Source organism: Corynebacterium sp. KPL3927 (assembly GCF_040225835.1).
Taxonomy (GTDB): domain Bacteria; phylum Actinomycetota; class Actinomycetes; order Mycobacteriales; family Mycobacteriaceae; genus Corynebacterium.
Map to the genome: position 1 here is coordinate 79,624 of NZ_JBEHGD010000002.1, position 13,870 is coordinate 93,493.

Genomic DNA, 13,870 nt, shown 5'->3' on the forward strand with positions numbered 1-13,870 from the left:
ATTAAGACTCCTTTTTCAGGTGCGGATCCGCCACGAACTGCAGCCCCTGGCCGGATGCGGAGGCAACCACGATGGTGCCATTGGAAAGAACGGAAATATTCTGGGCATCGGCAAGCGTGGCAAAGTCGCCGCGGGATTCGGGAACGCCCTTGTCAATAGAATAGGCGTGCGCGATGTTGTTATCGGTGGTGGTAACCCACGCGAGCTCGCGCGAGTCATCCCAGGCCACCGCCCACGGGGTGCCGTGCACCACGCCGTATTGGTGCAGGCGGACGACGTCATCGGAGGTATAGACCGCGATCCGGCCGCCCTCGGTATCGGAGGCGAGCACAACGCCGTTGTCACCCACTGCGATTTGGCCGACACCCTGGCCAGCGCGCAACCGGCCGCCGGCGCGGTCATTGGGCCAATCGATATTCTGGATGGTGGAATCCGACCGCTGAATGCGCACGATACCGTCATCGCCATCCGCATTGGGAACGGCGAGCATCTGGTCCGAGCCGGCCTCGACGGAGATTTCGCCGTCCCGCTTGCCATCCTTGTACCGGCCGACCACAGCGGAGTCGTCAGCGGTGACAAATACCTCGCCGGTCGAAATCTGGGTTGCGGCGCTGACCTGGAAGTCCTCGTCCATCTTGATTTCCCCCGGTGACTCCGGCGCAGCAGGATCGATGAGCAGGACCTTGTCCGGGCAGGCCAGGACGAATCCAGACTCAGACGAGCTTAAATCGCCGCAGGTGGAATCGATATCGATGGTCTTCGCCTTCTTGGCGGCAAAATCGTCCTGGCTGCCAATGCGCACCTGGTCCGCGGTGCGAACGGCAATCGTATCTTTCACCGCAGCCAGATCCGTAATGTCCTCATCGAGGTCGATGACCGTGCCGGCAGGATCGGTGTCACTGGGAGAAGCGGCCGGGGTGGCGTTGCCCTTCACTGCGGTTTCGGGATCACCGCCTACGCCCACGGTGGAATCGCAGGCGGCCAGCGCAGCAGTGGAGAGCGCTAGCAGGCTGGATAGTACGAGTGTGGAGCGGGATCGTGATTTCACGGATACTTATCCTAACAGCGCGCGTTGCGATTTCCCGAAGCCGTGCGCGACGGTAGTGTATGGCGGGTGATTTCTGATACCGCGACTGAAGCAGTTTCTTGGGCACAAGTTATCGTTTTATCCATTGTGCAGGGGCTTACGGAGTTTCTCCCGGTAAGCTCCTCGGGGCACCTGCGCATCGTTTCTGAGCTTTTTTGGGGCAACGATGCCGGCGCTTCCTTTACCGCCGTTATCCAGCTCGGCACCGAGCTTGCCGTGCTGGTCTATTTCGCCCCGATGATCTGGCAAATCCTCTCTGGGTGGCTGCGCGGGTGGACCAATCCCGCTTCGCGCGGGCAGGACTGGCGCATGGGCTGGATGGTCATCGCCGGATCCATTCCCATCGGCGTCATCGGCTTCGTCTTTGAAGATGCCATCCGCGGGGCGCTGCGCAACCTGTGGATCACCGCAGCGATGCTGATCCTCTTTTCCTTCGTCTTCATTGCCGCTGAACGCGTCGGCTCCAAAAAGCGCGGTTTTGAGGAGCTGACGATGAAGGATGCCATCATCATGGGCCTGTGCCAGTGCTTGGCGCTCATTCCTGGCGTTTCGCGTTCGGGCGGCACCATTTCCGGTGGTCTTTTCTTGGGCCTCGACCGCGAGGTGGCCACGCGCTTTAGCTTCCTTTTGGCCATTCCGGCAGTGCTGGCTTCGGGGCTTTTTTCGCTTCCCGATGCCTTCGCACCCGAGTCCGGCCAAGCCGCTTCCGGTATGCAGCTGCTCGTTGGCACAGGGATCGCCTTTGCCTTGGGCTATGCCTCGATCGCGTGGTTGCTGAACTTCGTGGGCAACCACTCCTTCGCGTGGTTCGCGGCCTACCGCATCCCAGTGGGCATCATCGTGATGATTCTGCTGGCCTTGGGGGCTCTACAGCCCATTTAAATCCACCCATAAAGAAGCGTTAGGATGGGTGCCATGCATTCTTGGCCAAAACCTACTTATAGTCGCGTCCCAGGCGATGCGGCGCAGCTCTATCTCTACGACTCCGCGAATCAAACCAAGGCCCCCGTGCAGGTAAAGGGGGATACCGCCACCATGTACGTGTGCGGTATTACCCCGTATGATTCGACCCACTTGGGCCATGCAGTCACCTACCTCACCTTCGACCTGATTTACCGGCAGTTCTTGGATGCAGGCAAGAAGGTCAATTACGCGCAAAATATCACCGACGTCGATGACCCACTCTTTGAGCGCGCGGAGCGCGACGGCGTTGATTGGCGCGAACTCGGCACCTCCCAGATCGACCTTTTCCGCTCGGATATGGAGCTTTTATCGGTCATCCCGCCGCAGCACTTCATCGGCGCCATGGAAGCAGTCGATGAGATCGTGGAGATGGTGCAAAAACTATTGGATAACGGCGCCGCTTACGTGGTCGATGACCCGGAGTACCCCGATGTGTATGCCTCCATCGATGCCACCGAGGAATTTGGCTACGAATCCAATTACTCGATGGAACAGATGCAGGAATTTTTTGCCGAGCGCGGCGGCGACCCCAACCGCCCAGGCAAGAAGCACCCCATGGACGCCCTGATTTGGCGCGCCCACCGCGAAGGCGAACCGGCGTGGGAGTCCCCCTTCGGTCCAGGCCGCCCCGGTTGGCACATCGAGTGCTCAGCCATCGCCACCAACTACTTGGGCAGCACCTTTGATATCCAAGGCGGCGGTAGCGATCTGAAGTTCCCGCACCACGAATTTTCCGCCGCGCATGCAGAGGCCGCCTTGGGTGTAGACCGCATGGCGCAGTTCTATGTCCACACCGGAATGATCGGCCTCGACGGCGTGAAAATGTCCAAGTCCCTGGGCAACCTGGTCTTCGTCCACAAGCTCGTGGAGCAGGGCGAGGATCCCTCCGCCATCCGCCTCGGCGTATTCTCCGGCCACTACCGCGCCGAGCGGGATTGGTCCGATGAGGTGCTCGACCAGGCCAAGGCCCGCTTGTCCACCTGGCGGACCGCCTTGGAGACCCCTGGGTCCCTGTCGGCTGCGGAAGGTGCGGTAGCGGGGCTTCGCCAAGCGCTTGCCGATGACCTCGATACCCCCACCGCGCTGCGCGTCATCGACGATTGGGCAGGCAGTAACCGGGGTGAAGACGAGGAAGGTGCTGCGGAGTTAGTGCGTACAGCACTTAATTCGCTGCTCGGCGTGCAGGCCTAGCCAACTTAGGGCAATATCGACAGCATGAGCATTCGCGCAGATTTCCAACCCACCGTTGATGAGTTCATTGCTGATCTTAAGTCCTTCGCCACCGGCGATTACCTCAAGGACGAGGAAAAAGAATTCTGGGAGGCACCGTTTAACGCGGCGGTCTTACCAGAACTCAAAGGCCACCTCGAGCAGATGTTGGATGGGTTGGACGGGCTGCCGGACGATCCTGATGGCGGCCAGCTCGCTGCGGTGCTGAATAAGACCGTGCAAAAACTCGCCACCTTCAATCGCAAGCAACACGATGCGGTGGTGGAGCCGGAGGAAAAGGAAGAAATCGCCGAGCTGATGTACAACGCCTCCGCGGCTACCGGCGCCGATGATGAGGCGCTGTCACAGATCCCAGAGTTGGACTTCTAGGCCCCTTTACGGCGCCAGACCGCCGTGGGTAGATTCCTAAGGTGAAGTTGATTGATCACCGCGCAGCGCGAATATCCCCCTCGCTGAGCCTTAGTTCTATGCCGGAATAGCCGGTGAAGTGTGTATGACCACAGTGAGTGATTCCCAGTCTTTGTCCCGTCCCGCGGCGATTTTCTGGGATATGGATGGCACCTTGACCAACTCGGAGCCCTTGTGGGGTGAGGCGACGTACTATCTTTCGGAAGTGCTGGGCAAGCGCCTGACAGCCAGACAACGCATGGATACGGTGGGGGCTACCTTTCCTACGACGCTGCGCATTTGCGCTGATAATGCGGGAGTTTCCTTGGGCGAAGGCGACGTCGAAGCCTATCGGCACAAGATGTTTGATTATGTGAAGACTCTTTTTGCTGGCCGCCTAGAAATCTTTCCCGGGATCCCTGAGCTTCTAACTTCGCTGCACCACGACGGCATGCCGATGATGGTTACGACGAATACGGACCGCGACGTTGCAGACGCCGCCATTGCGGTCATCGGCCGCGAGTATTTTGTAGACACTATTTGCGGCGATGAAGTTCCCACTGGCAAGCCCGCCCCGGACATGTACTTGGAAGCAGCCCGGCGCCTGCAGCTTGATCCAGCTCAGTGCCTTGTGTTTGAGGATTCCCCGGCAGGTATGCGCGCTGCCGTGGCCGCGGGATGCACCGTTATCGGTTTGCCCGAGGATGAAGGCGTGGAAGTGCCGGAGGGGGTAGTGGAGATTTCCTGGCTGCGCGATTCTCGCCACCTCGCAGGCGCGCGCCATGTAGATGTCTACGAGTGGTTCCGAGCTATCCAGGAAATGAACTAAAACCCTTCGCATTGACTGCTTACCTGTGGAACAATAGGTAGTTGTGAAGGATTTTGAGACACTTTTTGCTGAGCTACTACACAAAGCAGACCAGAAGCCAGAGGGCTCTGGGACCGTCCAGGCGCTGGAAGAAGGCGCCCATCATATTGGCAAAAAGATCATCGAAGAGGCGGGCGAAGTATGGATTGCCGCCGAATACCAGTCCGATGAGGAACTGGCGGAAGAAATGTCGCAGCTTATCTATTGGACGCAGGTCATGATGATCAAGCGCGGCCTGCGGCCTGAAGATATTTATAAATACCTATAACTTGTTGCCCACCTGCGGTGGAGCAGACTTCCTGGAGAACAGCATGATCAAAATTGCAGTACCAAATAAAGGTTCCTTATCAGAAGCGGCTTTAGAAATCCTTGGTGAGGCCGGATACAAGGGACGCGGCCACTCCAAAACCCTAAACGTGGTGGATCTTGACAATGGGGTGGAGTTTTTCTTCCTCCGCCCGAAAGACATCGCGATCTATGTCGCACGCGGTGTGCTTGATCTAGGGATTACGGGACGCGATTTGGCGCTCGATTCCAATGCCCAATTCAAAGAAGTCCTCTCGCTCGGCTTCGGTGACTCAACATTTCGCTACGCCGCCCCCCAAGGAGAGGGGTGGGATATCTCTCATCTAGAGGGCAAGCGCGTGGCAACGTCGTACCCGAATTTGGTCCGCCAGGACTTGGCGGAGAAGGGGATTTCCGCCGATGTGATCCGCCTCGACGGGGCGGTAGAAATTTCCATTCACCTAGGCGTGGCCGATGTCATTGCTGATGTCGTGTCAACTGGTACTACGCTGCGGCAGCAGGGTTTGGCGCCCTTTGGTGAGCCCATCGTCAGCTCGGAAGCCGTAGTCATCAAGCGCCACGATGCAGAAGTAACTCCGGAAGAGCAGGTTGTCTTGGGTCGCATCCAAGGTATTTTGCACGCCCGCACTTACCTCATGATCGACTACAACATCGCGGAAGAAAATCTCGATAAAGCAGCTGGTGTTACTCCGGGCCTGACTGGGCCGACGGTTTCACCATTGGCGCGACAAGACTGGGTGGCGGTGCGCGCGATGGTTCCGCAAAAAGAAGCCAACCAGATTATGGATCGACTTTCCCAACTCGGTGCAGAGGCTATTTTGGCTTCCGATCTGCGCATTGCCCGCTTTTAGGGGGATTATTAAATTCTTGGTCGTCCCAACTGGGGCGAAACGTGGCTACCATTGGCGCTGGAGATTATTCACTCGGACATCATTCTCGACAGGCAAAGGAGCCGCGCCATCATGGCAAAGTCGTCTAAGAAAGAAGAAAAAGACACTAAGTCTGCCGCAAAGCAAGCGGAGAATAAGCAGGAGGATAAGACCACTCATTCTGCACAGAAAAAGGTAGCTGAGCAGAAGCAGCCAAAGACGTCGAGCAAAAACACTCGTACGGAAACCGATCTGATCGGTGACTTGGAAATTCCCGCTGATGCTTACTTTGGTGTCCACACCGTCCGCGCGATGGATAACTTCCAGATTTCCTACGTGACCATTAACACCATTCCGCACTTCATCCGCGGCATGGTGAAGGTCAAAAAGGCTGCCGCGATGGCCAACCGTCGCTTGCACGTGCTGCCAAAGAAGAAGGCAGAGGCCATCATGTGGGCCTGTGACCAGATCCTGGATGAGGGTCGCTGCATGGACCAGTTCCCGCTCGATGTATTCCAGGGTGGTGCCGGCACCTCGTTGAACATGAACACCAATGAGGTCGTTGCCAACTTGGCCCTTGAGCACTTGGGGGAGGAGAAGGGCTCCTACGACATCATCAACCCCAACGACGATGTCAACATGTCCCAGTCCACCAACGATGCTTACCCAACCGGCTTCCGGTTGGGCCTGTACGCTGCCATCGATGACCTCATCGTGCGCATCGACAGCCTGCGTTCCGCATTCCAGGACAAGGGTAATGAGTTCCAAGACATCCTGAAGATGGGCCGTACCCAGCTGCAGGATGCCGTCCCCATGACCTTGGGCGACGAATTCAAGGGCTTTGCTAATAATCTGAACGAGGAACAGGCCGTTCTGCGCGATGCACAGAGCCGCTTGCTGCAGATCAACCTCGGCGCAACCGCCATCGGTACCGGTGTTAACACTCCAGCCGGCTACCGCCACCAGGTAACCGCCGCATTGTCGGAGGTCACTGGCCTGGAGATGAAGACTGCGAGCGACCTTATCGAGGCTACCTCTGACTGCGGTGCCTACGTATTCTTGCACTCCGCCATCAAGCGCGCTGCCATGAAGCTGTCCAAGATCTGTAACGACCTGCGCCTGCTGTCCTCTGGTCCGCGCGCTGGCCTTGGCGAGATCAACCTGCCAGCCCGCCAGGCAGGTTCCTCCATCATGCCGGGTAAGGTCAACCCAGTCATCCCAGAGGTTGTCAACCAGACCTGCTTCAAGATCTTCGGCAACGACCACGTCGTGACCATGGCTGCAGAGGCAGGCCAGTTGCAGCTCAACGTGATGGAGCCGGTCATCGGTGAGGCGCTGTTCCAGTCCATCCGCATCATGGGCAACGCGGTTGATGCCCTGCGTGAGAAGTGTGTTACCGGCATTACCGCTAACGCCGACGTGTGCCGCCAGTACGTGGAGAACTCCATTGGTATCGTCACCTACTTGAACCCATTCATTGGCCACCACAACGGTGACGAGATTGCCAAGGAATCCCTCAAGACCGGCAAGGGTGTCAAGGAACTCGTCCTGGAGAAGGGCCTTCTGGATGAGGCAACGCTGAACAAGGTTCTGTCGGTAGAAAACCTGATGCACCCAGAGTTTCGCGGTCAGCTTTTCCTCGATGACAACTAAGTAAAGTTCGCGAGCCGGAGTGCTGCATGAGGTGGGCGATGCCCATCCTCATGGTGGTGCCCACCATTCCGCACACACCGTGCTGTTTTTTCCGTGGAAAGCGGAAAAGTACTCCATGGTGTGTGCGGTCTCTTTCGTGAATGCCTGAGCTAACGTCTCCCGTTTCCATAGTGCAGCGGCATGGAAATATACCGAACGGTTTATAACGCGAGGTAGAACACATGTGGGAAGCAACACAAACGGGCAGAATGCGTAAATAAAACAACATATTCAAGGCAAAATAGAAATGTAAGGGTGGTCCACGACCGGCATGCTGATGTGTGTCCACCACGTGTAGTTGAGAACGTGTGGAGTGTATCCATGGTTATTATTCATATTGTCATCGTTCTCGCGGCCATTATCTTAGGTGCGAGAATTGGGTCCATAGGCATCGGCATGGCCGGTGGCCTAGGCGTTCTCCTTTTGGGCGTTGCGGGAGTTCCCGTAACTAGGGAAGACATTCCGTTCGACGTCATCGCCATCATTATGACGGTGATCGCGGCCATCGCCGCGATGCAAAAGGCCGGCGGCATGGACTATTTGGTTCACGTGGCCGAGAAGTTCCTGCGCAAAAACCCCAAGAAGATTACGTTTTACGCACCCATCGTGACCTGGTTGATGACGGTCTTAGCTGGTACCGGGCACACCTCCTTTTCCACGCTGCCGGTCATCGTTGAGGTGGCCAAGGAAGGCAAGGTTCGCCCGTCGCGCCCGCTATCTATCGCGGTCGTCGCCGCGCAGATGGGTATTTGTGCCTCGCCGATTTCTGCTGCAGTTGTCATCCTGGCTGGTCTGCTTGAACCTATGGGGGTGGGGTACCTCCAAGTGCTCGGCGTGTTGATTCCAGCTACCTTTTTGTCCATCTTCCCCGCAGCTTGGCTGGCCAATAAGTTTGGTAAGGAGCTGGAAGATGACCCTGTGTACCAAGAGCGCAAGGCGCAGGGCCTGGTCAAAGAGCCGATTGGTGCTAGCAAATATGAGCCCAAGGAAGGCGCTAAGTCTTCCGTCGTTATCTTCCTTATCGCCATCGTTATCGTCATGGCATGGGCTACCATTTCTTCCGAACAAGTTGGGCTCATCACGGATCCAACGCTGCCGCGCAATGAGGCGATTATGACGGTCATGCTTTCGGCCGCGACGATCATCGTGCTCAAGACCAAGATCCCGGCCGCTGACGTCCTCAATACCCCGGTATTTAAATCGGGCATGTCCGCCTGCATCTGTGTGCTGGGTGTCGCGTGGTTGGGAACCACCCTTATCAACCACTACTTGGACGATATTCAAGCCTTGGCTGGTGACGTCATTGAAGCTTCGCCATGGTTGCTGGCAGTGGTGCTCTTCTTCGCCGCAGCCCTGCTGTACTCGCAGGCTGCTACCACCAAGGCGCTCATGCCCGCCGCGTTGGCGTTGGGAGTAAGCCCGGTTACCGCTGTGGCCGCATTCCCGGCAGTTTCTGCTCTGTTCATCCTGCCTACGTACCCCACGTTGCTGGCAGCAGTCGAAATGGATGATACGGGCACGACCAAGATCGGCAAGGCCGTATTCAACCACCCATTCCTCATCCCTGGCGTGGTCAGCATCGCCGGTTCCGTGCTCCTTGGCTACGCACTCGGCGCGGTAATCATTTAGCGAGTCCTCTAGCTTGCACTCCCAGTGGCGTCTTCTCCGCGGAGAGGGCGCCACTTTTATGTGGAAGCTCCACCATAAGAAATGTTCCGTCTCACACTTCATACCCCCATGCGACTTGGCTTATGCCAGAAATCGGTAGGGTAGGTGCCATGACTACGCAGCCATCCGATGTTGAAATCGCACAAGCCCATAACCTGCAGCCGATTGGGGAGATCGCAGCCAAAGCAGGCATCCCCGAAGATGCAGTAATTCCCTTTGGTTCCACGAAAGCCAAGGTGGATATCACCAAGGTGGACTACGCCAAAGACAAGCGCGGCAAGCTCGTGCTGGTGACAGGAGTCTCCCCAACACCTGCTGGCGAAGGTAAATCCACGGTGCTTATCGGCTTGACCGATGCGCTGGATCAGATCGGGAAGAAGGCTATCGTGGCCCTGCGCGAGCCATCCCAGGGCCCGGTCATGGGCATCAAGGGCGGCGCCGCGGGTGGCGGTTACGCCCAGATTGTGCCGATGGAGGATATCAACCTGCACTTCACCGGTGACTTCCACGCCATTGCCGCGGCAACGAATACGCTGGCGGCCATCATCGACAATCACATCCACCAGGGCAATCAGCTGGGCATCGACCCGCGCCGCGTCACTTGGCAGCGCTGCGTCGACGTGAACGACCGCGCACTGCGCAATGTGGTCACCGGGCTCGGCGGCTCTGCGCACGGCGTACCGGCAGAAACTGGCTTTACCATTACGGCCGCCTCCGAAATCATGGCCATTTTGTGCTTGGCGACGAGCCTCGAAGACCTCAAGCAGCGCCTAGGCGATATCACCGTCGGCTTTACCTATGACCAACGCCCAGTGACCGCGCGCGAGCTCGATGCGGAAGGCGCGCTGACCGCGCTGATGCGCGATGCTTTGAACCCAAACCTCGTTCAAACCCTCGGCGGGGTTCCCGCACTCGTGCACGGTGGTCCTTTCGCCAATATCGCGCACGGCTGCAACTCCTTGCTGGCGACGCAGACCGCGCTGCAGTTCGGCGATATCGTGCTGTCTGAAGCCGGCTTCGGCGCAGATCTTGGCGGCGAGAAGTTTATGGATATCAAGTCCCGGTTTGGTGACCTGGACGTGGCCGGCGCGGTGGTTGTGGCGACGATTCGCTCGCAGAAGTACAACGGGGGGCGCTGCCAAGGATAAGCTCACCGAGGAAAACCTCGAGGCGCTGCAGAAGGGCATCGTCAATCTTGAGCGCCACGTAGAAAACCTGCGCAAGTTTGGGATCAAGCCCGTCGTCGCGCTGAACCTCTTCTGGTCCGATACCGAGGCGGAGCGCCAGTTCATGCGCGATTGGGCTAAGGACTTCGGCGTGGCCCTAGAAGAGGCCAATGTCTGGGCTGAAGGCGGCGCGGGAGCAACGAAGCTGGCCGAGGCCCTGTTGGAGAACCTCGAGGGCGGCGCGCAGCAACTCTACGATCCAGAAGAAGGCATCGAGGCCTCCATCGAGACCATCGCCCGCGAGATCTACCGCGCGGACCGCGTGGAATACGGCTCCAAGGCCGTGAAAGACTTGCAGTACATCAAGGACAATGGCTGGGATAAACTGCCCGTAGTCATTTCCAAGACGCAGTATTCCTTCTCCGATGAAGCAACGGCATTGGGTGCCCCGGAAGGACACACGCTGCACGTGCGCGAGCTGCTGCCGCGCACCGGTTCCGGGTTCATTGTGGTGCTGACCGGCAACGTGATGACCATGCCGGGCCTGCCTAAGAAGCCGGCGGCCAATAATATCGACGTCGCCGCCGATGGCACGGTATCCGGACTGTTCTAAAAGGAGCTAATCCGCCGCGGAGCCCGGCCACCCCGGGTACTCCGGCGGCGTGCCGCCAAATTCGGGGCAGATCGCCTGATGCGCGCACCAATTACAGAGCTTGGAGCGTTTCGGGCGAAAGTCCCCGGCGCGCCCATCGGCCTCAATCTTGGCCCACAGTTGGCCTAGATCGCGCTCGAAGTATTCGAGTTCTTCCTGGGTAGGAGCTAAAAACATCGAGTCCAGCACCTTGAGATACATCAGCCGCAGTTGGTGGGGGATGATGCCCAGCAGGCGCCAGTACACCAGGGCGTAAAAGCGCATCTGGAATTGGGCGCTCTGGGAAAACCGGGGTGCTGGTTTCTTTCCCGTCTTATAATCCACGACGCGCACCTCGCCGGTGGGGGCGCGGTCCACGCGGTCAATAAACCCGCGCACGGGCACGCCATTGGGCAAGACTGTATTGACATACATCTCGGTTTCTTGGCAGTCGAAGCCCTGCGGGTTTTCCATCTGAAAATAGCCCTTGAGCAGCTCGCGGGCGGCGACGAAGAAGTCATACGTTTCTTCTTCGGGCACGAGCTCGAGCAGTTCAGCGTCCTCTTCTGTCATCGCGGCCCAGCTCGGTTTGATCATCTTTACCGCTGCTGGGTAGGTGCGCTCTTCACGCGGGAGCTTATGCGTTTCTTCTAGGACCGCGTGGACCAGGGTTCCCTTAACTTGGGCGATGGTCTTGGGCTCGGGAATCTTGTCGATGGCCCGGAAACGGTAGAGCAGCGGGCACTGCTGGTAGTCGGAGGCGCGCGAGGGCGACAGGGCAAGGGGACGGGGGCGGGGAGTTGATGTAGTAGCCATGGTGTATCTAGCCTATCGCTGATCGTTTCGTGGCAAGCTAGAAGGCATGAGTTATACCGATAAGTTCCTTGATTTCTTGGCGGCCTCGCCGTCGTCGTACCACGCCGCGCATGAGGTAGCGCGCCAGCTGCAAGAATCTGGCTTCCAGGTTCAGGATGAGCGCGAGGACTGGTCGGCCGCACCAGGCGGGCACGTCATGGTCCGCGGCGGTGCGGTTGCCGCGTGGTACGTGCCGGAAGGCGCCGATAAGAACTCCGGTTTCCGCATCGTTGGCTCGCATACTGATTCGCCGGGGCTGGCGCTCAAGCCCACGCCCGATTTTTCGGCTGTAGGTTGGCAACAGGTCGCGGTGGAAATCTACGGCGGTGCCTTGCTGCACACGTGGTTTGATCGTGAACTTACCGTCGCCGGCCAGGTGGTGACCACGGATGGGCGCCAGCACCTCGTGAATACGGGTCCAGTCCTGCGCCTTCCTTCGCTGGCCATTCACTTGTACCGCAAGGATGAGTTCAAGCCGGACCGCCAAAAGCACATGCAGCCGGTGCTGACGGTCGGCGATGAAGAGGCGTCGATCCTGCAGGTGGTGGGGGAGCAGGCGGGCATCGCCAAGCAGGATATTGCTTCCTTCAACCTGATTACCGCCGATGCCGCCCGGGGTGCCGTCTTTGGCGCGGGCGAAAAGTTTATCGCGGCTGGCCGCATGGATAACCTATCTTCGGTGCACGCCTCGCTGGAGGCCATGCAAAGCGCTGCGCAGGACTATGACGGCTCCGATATTTTGGTCATGATGGCCTTTGACCACGAGGAAGTGGGCTCGAGTTCCCGCTATGGTGCCGCCGGACCGATCCTGCAGGACGTGCTAACCCGCACCGCCCGCGCGCTGGGGGCTAATGAGGAAGAGCGATTCCAGATGTTCGCTCGCTCCAGCTGCGTGTCTGCCGATGCCGCGCACTCGGTGCACCCCAATTACGCGGATAAGCACGACCCCACCCACCAGCCGATCATTGGGCAGGGCCCAGTGACCAAGATCAACGGCAACCAGCGCTACGCCTCAGATGCACAGACGATTGCTCTGTGGGAGACCGCGTGTGCCAAGGGTGGGGTTCCGGTGCAGCGTTTCGTGGGCAATAACGATGTGCCGTGCGGCTCGACCATCGGCCCGATTACCGCAACGCGGCTGGGTATCGACACCGTCGATGTGGGCGTGCCGATGCTGTCGATGCACTCCGCGCGCGAGATGGTGGGCGAGCAGGACCAAATATGGCTCTCGCGGGCTCTTGAGGCATACTTGAAGGGTTAGTACCCACAACCTCGAGGAGTTTTGCGGCATGGCTTATTCTGGCCCCTTTTCCTATGGCGACCGCGTGCAGCTGACGGACGCTAAGCGTCGCCACTACACGGTCATTTTGAAAGAAGGAGGCCAGTTCCATTCCCATAAAGGCATAATCAACCACGATGACATCATGGGGATGGATGAAGGTTCCGTCATCGAGTCCACCTTGGGCTCGTCCTTCCTGCTCTTCCGCCACCTCATGGTGGATCACGTCTTATCGATGCCGCGCGGTGCCGCCGTCATTTACCCCAAGGACGCCGCACAAATCTTGGTCGAGGGCGATATCTTCATGGGCGCCCGCGTGCTTGAGGCCGGTGCGGGCTCCGGCGCCTTGTCGATGTCCCTCCTGCGCGCCGTGGGCCCCGAAGGCCACGTCTATTCCTATGAAATCCGCGATGATCACCTGGAGTACGCGGTCGATAACGTCGAGGAATACTTTGGCGCTCGCCCCGAGTGGTGGTCGCCGCGCCTAGGCGATCTCGGTGATGTCACCGCTGAGGACCTCGGTGGCCCCGTCGACCGCATCATCTTGGACATGCTGGAGCCTTGGGAGAACCTGGAGACCGTGCGCGATCTGCTGATCCCTGGCGGCGTGTTCATGACCTATGTGGCAACGGTCCCGCAGCTGATGAAGGTCATGGAGGGCATCCGCGAGCTACAATGCTTTACCGAACCGAAGGCGTGGGAATCCCTCGTGCGCGAGTGGAAGGTAGAAGGCCTAGCCACCCGCCCGGAGCACCGCATGAATGCGCACACCGCATTCCTAATTTGGACCAGGCGGCTTGCCGATGGCGTCACCCCGCCGCGCCCCCAGCGCCGCGCCCGCAAATAAGGTGCACAATTTTAAGTACACG

At 58.7% G+C, this 13,870-nt stretch carries 12 protein-coding genes and 1 pseudogene; 11 read left to right on the plus strand and 2 right to left on the minus strand.

The annotated features are described in order from the left end of the window. Position 1: 1 nt before the first annotated feature. Positions 2-1,048: an NHL repeat-containing protein gene (locus tag ABRP86_RS01945; protein ID WP_349862224.1), complete on the minus strand. Its 1,047-nt coding sequence runs from the start codon at positions 1,046-1,048 to the stop codon at positions 2-4. Positions 1,049-1,114: 66 nt separating this feature from the next. Between ABRP86_RS01945 and ABRP86_RS01950 the strand changes: the two genes are divergently transcribed. The 9 genes and pseudogenes from ABRP86_RS01950 (at position 1,115) to ABRP86_RS01990 (ending at position 10,849) form a co-directional block, all read left to right on the plus strand. After that, positions 1,115-1,969: an undecaprenyl-diphosphate phosphatase gene (locus ABRP86_RS01950; protein ID WP_349862225.1), complete on the plus strand. Its 855-nt coding sequence runs from the start codon at positions 1,115-1,117 to the stop codon at positions 1,967-1,969. A 33-nt stretch (positions 1,970-2,002) separates the two neighbouring features. After that, the gene (gene mshC, locus ABRP86_RS01955) at positions 2,003-3,241 is read left to right on the plus strand and encodes a cysteine--1-D-myo-inosityl 2-amino-2-deoxy-alpha-D-glucopyranoside ligase (RefSeq protein ID WP_349862227.1); all 1,239 of its coding nucleotides are present in this window, start codon (positions 2,003-2,005) and stop codon (positions 3,239-3,241) included. A 24-nt stretch (positions 3,242-3,265) separates the two neighbouring features. After that, on the plus strand, positions 3,266-3,649 hold the full coding sequence (locus ABRP86_RS01960) for a hypothetical protein (protein WP_023022364.1): 384 nt from the start codon (positions 3,266-3,268) through the stop codon (positions 3,647-3,649). Between the two features lie 124 nt (positions 3,650-3,773). Continuing rightward, positions 3,774-4,496 (plus strand): HAD family hydrolase, encoded by a 723-nt coding sequence (locus ABRP86_RS01965; protein WP_349862228.1) that lies wholly within the window; start codon positions 3,774-3,776, stop codon positions 4,494-4,496. 43 nt (positions 4,497-4,539) lie between these two features. Then, positions 4,540-4,803 (plus strand): phosphoribosyl-ATP diphosphatase, encoded by a 264-nt coding sequence (locus ABRP86_RS01970; RefSeq protein ID WP_023022360.1) that lies wholly within the window; start codon positions 4,540-4,542, stop codon positions 4,801-4,803. A gap of 43 nt (positions 4,804-4,846) precedes the next feature. Continuing rightward, complete coding sequence (hisG, locus tag ABRP86_RS01975) at positions 4,847-5,692, plus strand: ATP phosphoribosyltransferase (RefSeq protein WP_023022358.1); 846 nt, start codon at positions 4,847-4,849, stop codon at positions 5,690-5,692. Positions 5,693-5,803: 111 nt separating this feature from the next. After that, entirely contained in the window at positions 5,804-7,363 is a 1,560-nt protein-coding gene (gene aspA, locus ABRP86_RS01980; RefSeq protein WP_023022356.1) for an aspartate ammonia-lyase, read from the plus strand. 360 nt (positions 7,364-7,723) lie between these two features. Further along, positions 7,724-9,031, plus strand: a complete 1,308-nt coding sequence (locus ABRP86_RS01985; RefSeq protein WP_239268126.1) for an anaerobic C4-dicarboxylate transporter — start codon at positions 7,724-7,726, stop codon at positions 9,029-9,031. 149 nt (positions 9,032-9,180) lie between these two features. Beyond that, positions 9,181-10,849: pseudogene (locus tag ABRP86_RS01990) on the plus strand (formate--tetrahydrofolate ligase). A gap of 6 nt (positions 10,850-10,855) precedes the next feature. Here the strand turns inward: ABRP86_RS01990 and ABRP86_RS01995 are convergent. Continuing rightward, positions 10,856-11,683, minus strand: a complete 828-nt coding sequence (locus ABRP86_RS01995; RefSeq protein WP_023022351.1) for a RecB family exonuclease — start codon at positions 11,681-11,683, stop codon at positions 10,856-10,858. A gap of 46 nt (positions 11,684-11,729) precedes the next feature. Between ABRP86_RS01995 and ABRP86_RS02000 the strand changes: the two genes are divergently transcribed. Together ABRP86_RS02000 and ABRP86_RS02005 are read left to right on the plus strand one after the other, a co-directional pair. Beyond that, on the plus strand, positions 11,730-12,983 hold the full coding sequence (locus ABRP86_RS02000; RefSeq protein ID WP_239268122.1) for a M18 family aminopeptidase: 1,254 nt from the start codon (positions 11,730-11,732) through the stop codon (positions 12,981-12,983). Between the two features lie 28 nt (positions 12,984-13,011). Beyond that, positions 13,012-13,848 carry a tRNA (adenine-N1)-methyltransferase gene (locus tag ABRP86_RS02005; RefSeq protein WP_239268120.1) on the plus strand — a complete coding sequence of 279 codons (837 nt, stop codon included), beginning with the start codon at positions 13,012-13,014 and terminating at the stop codon, positions 13,846-13,848. Positions 13,849-13,870: the final 22 nt, after the last annotated feature.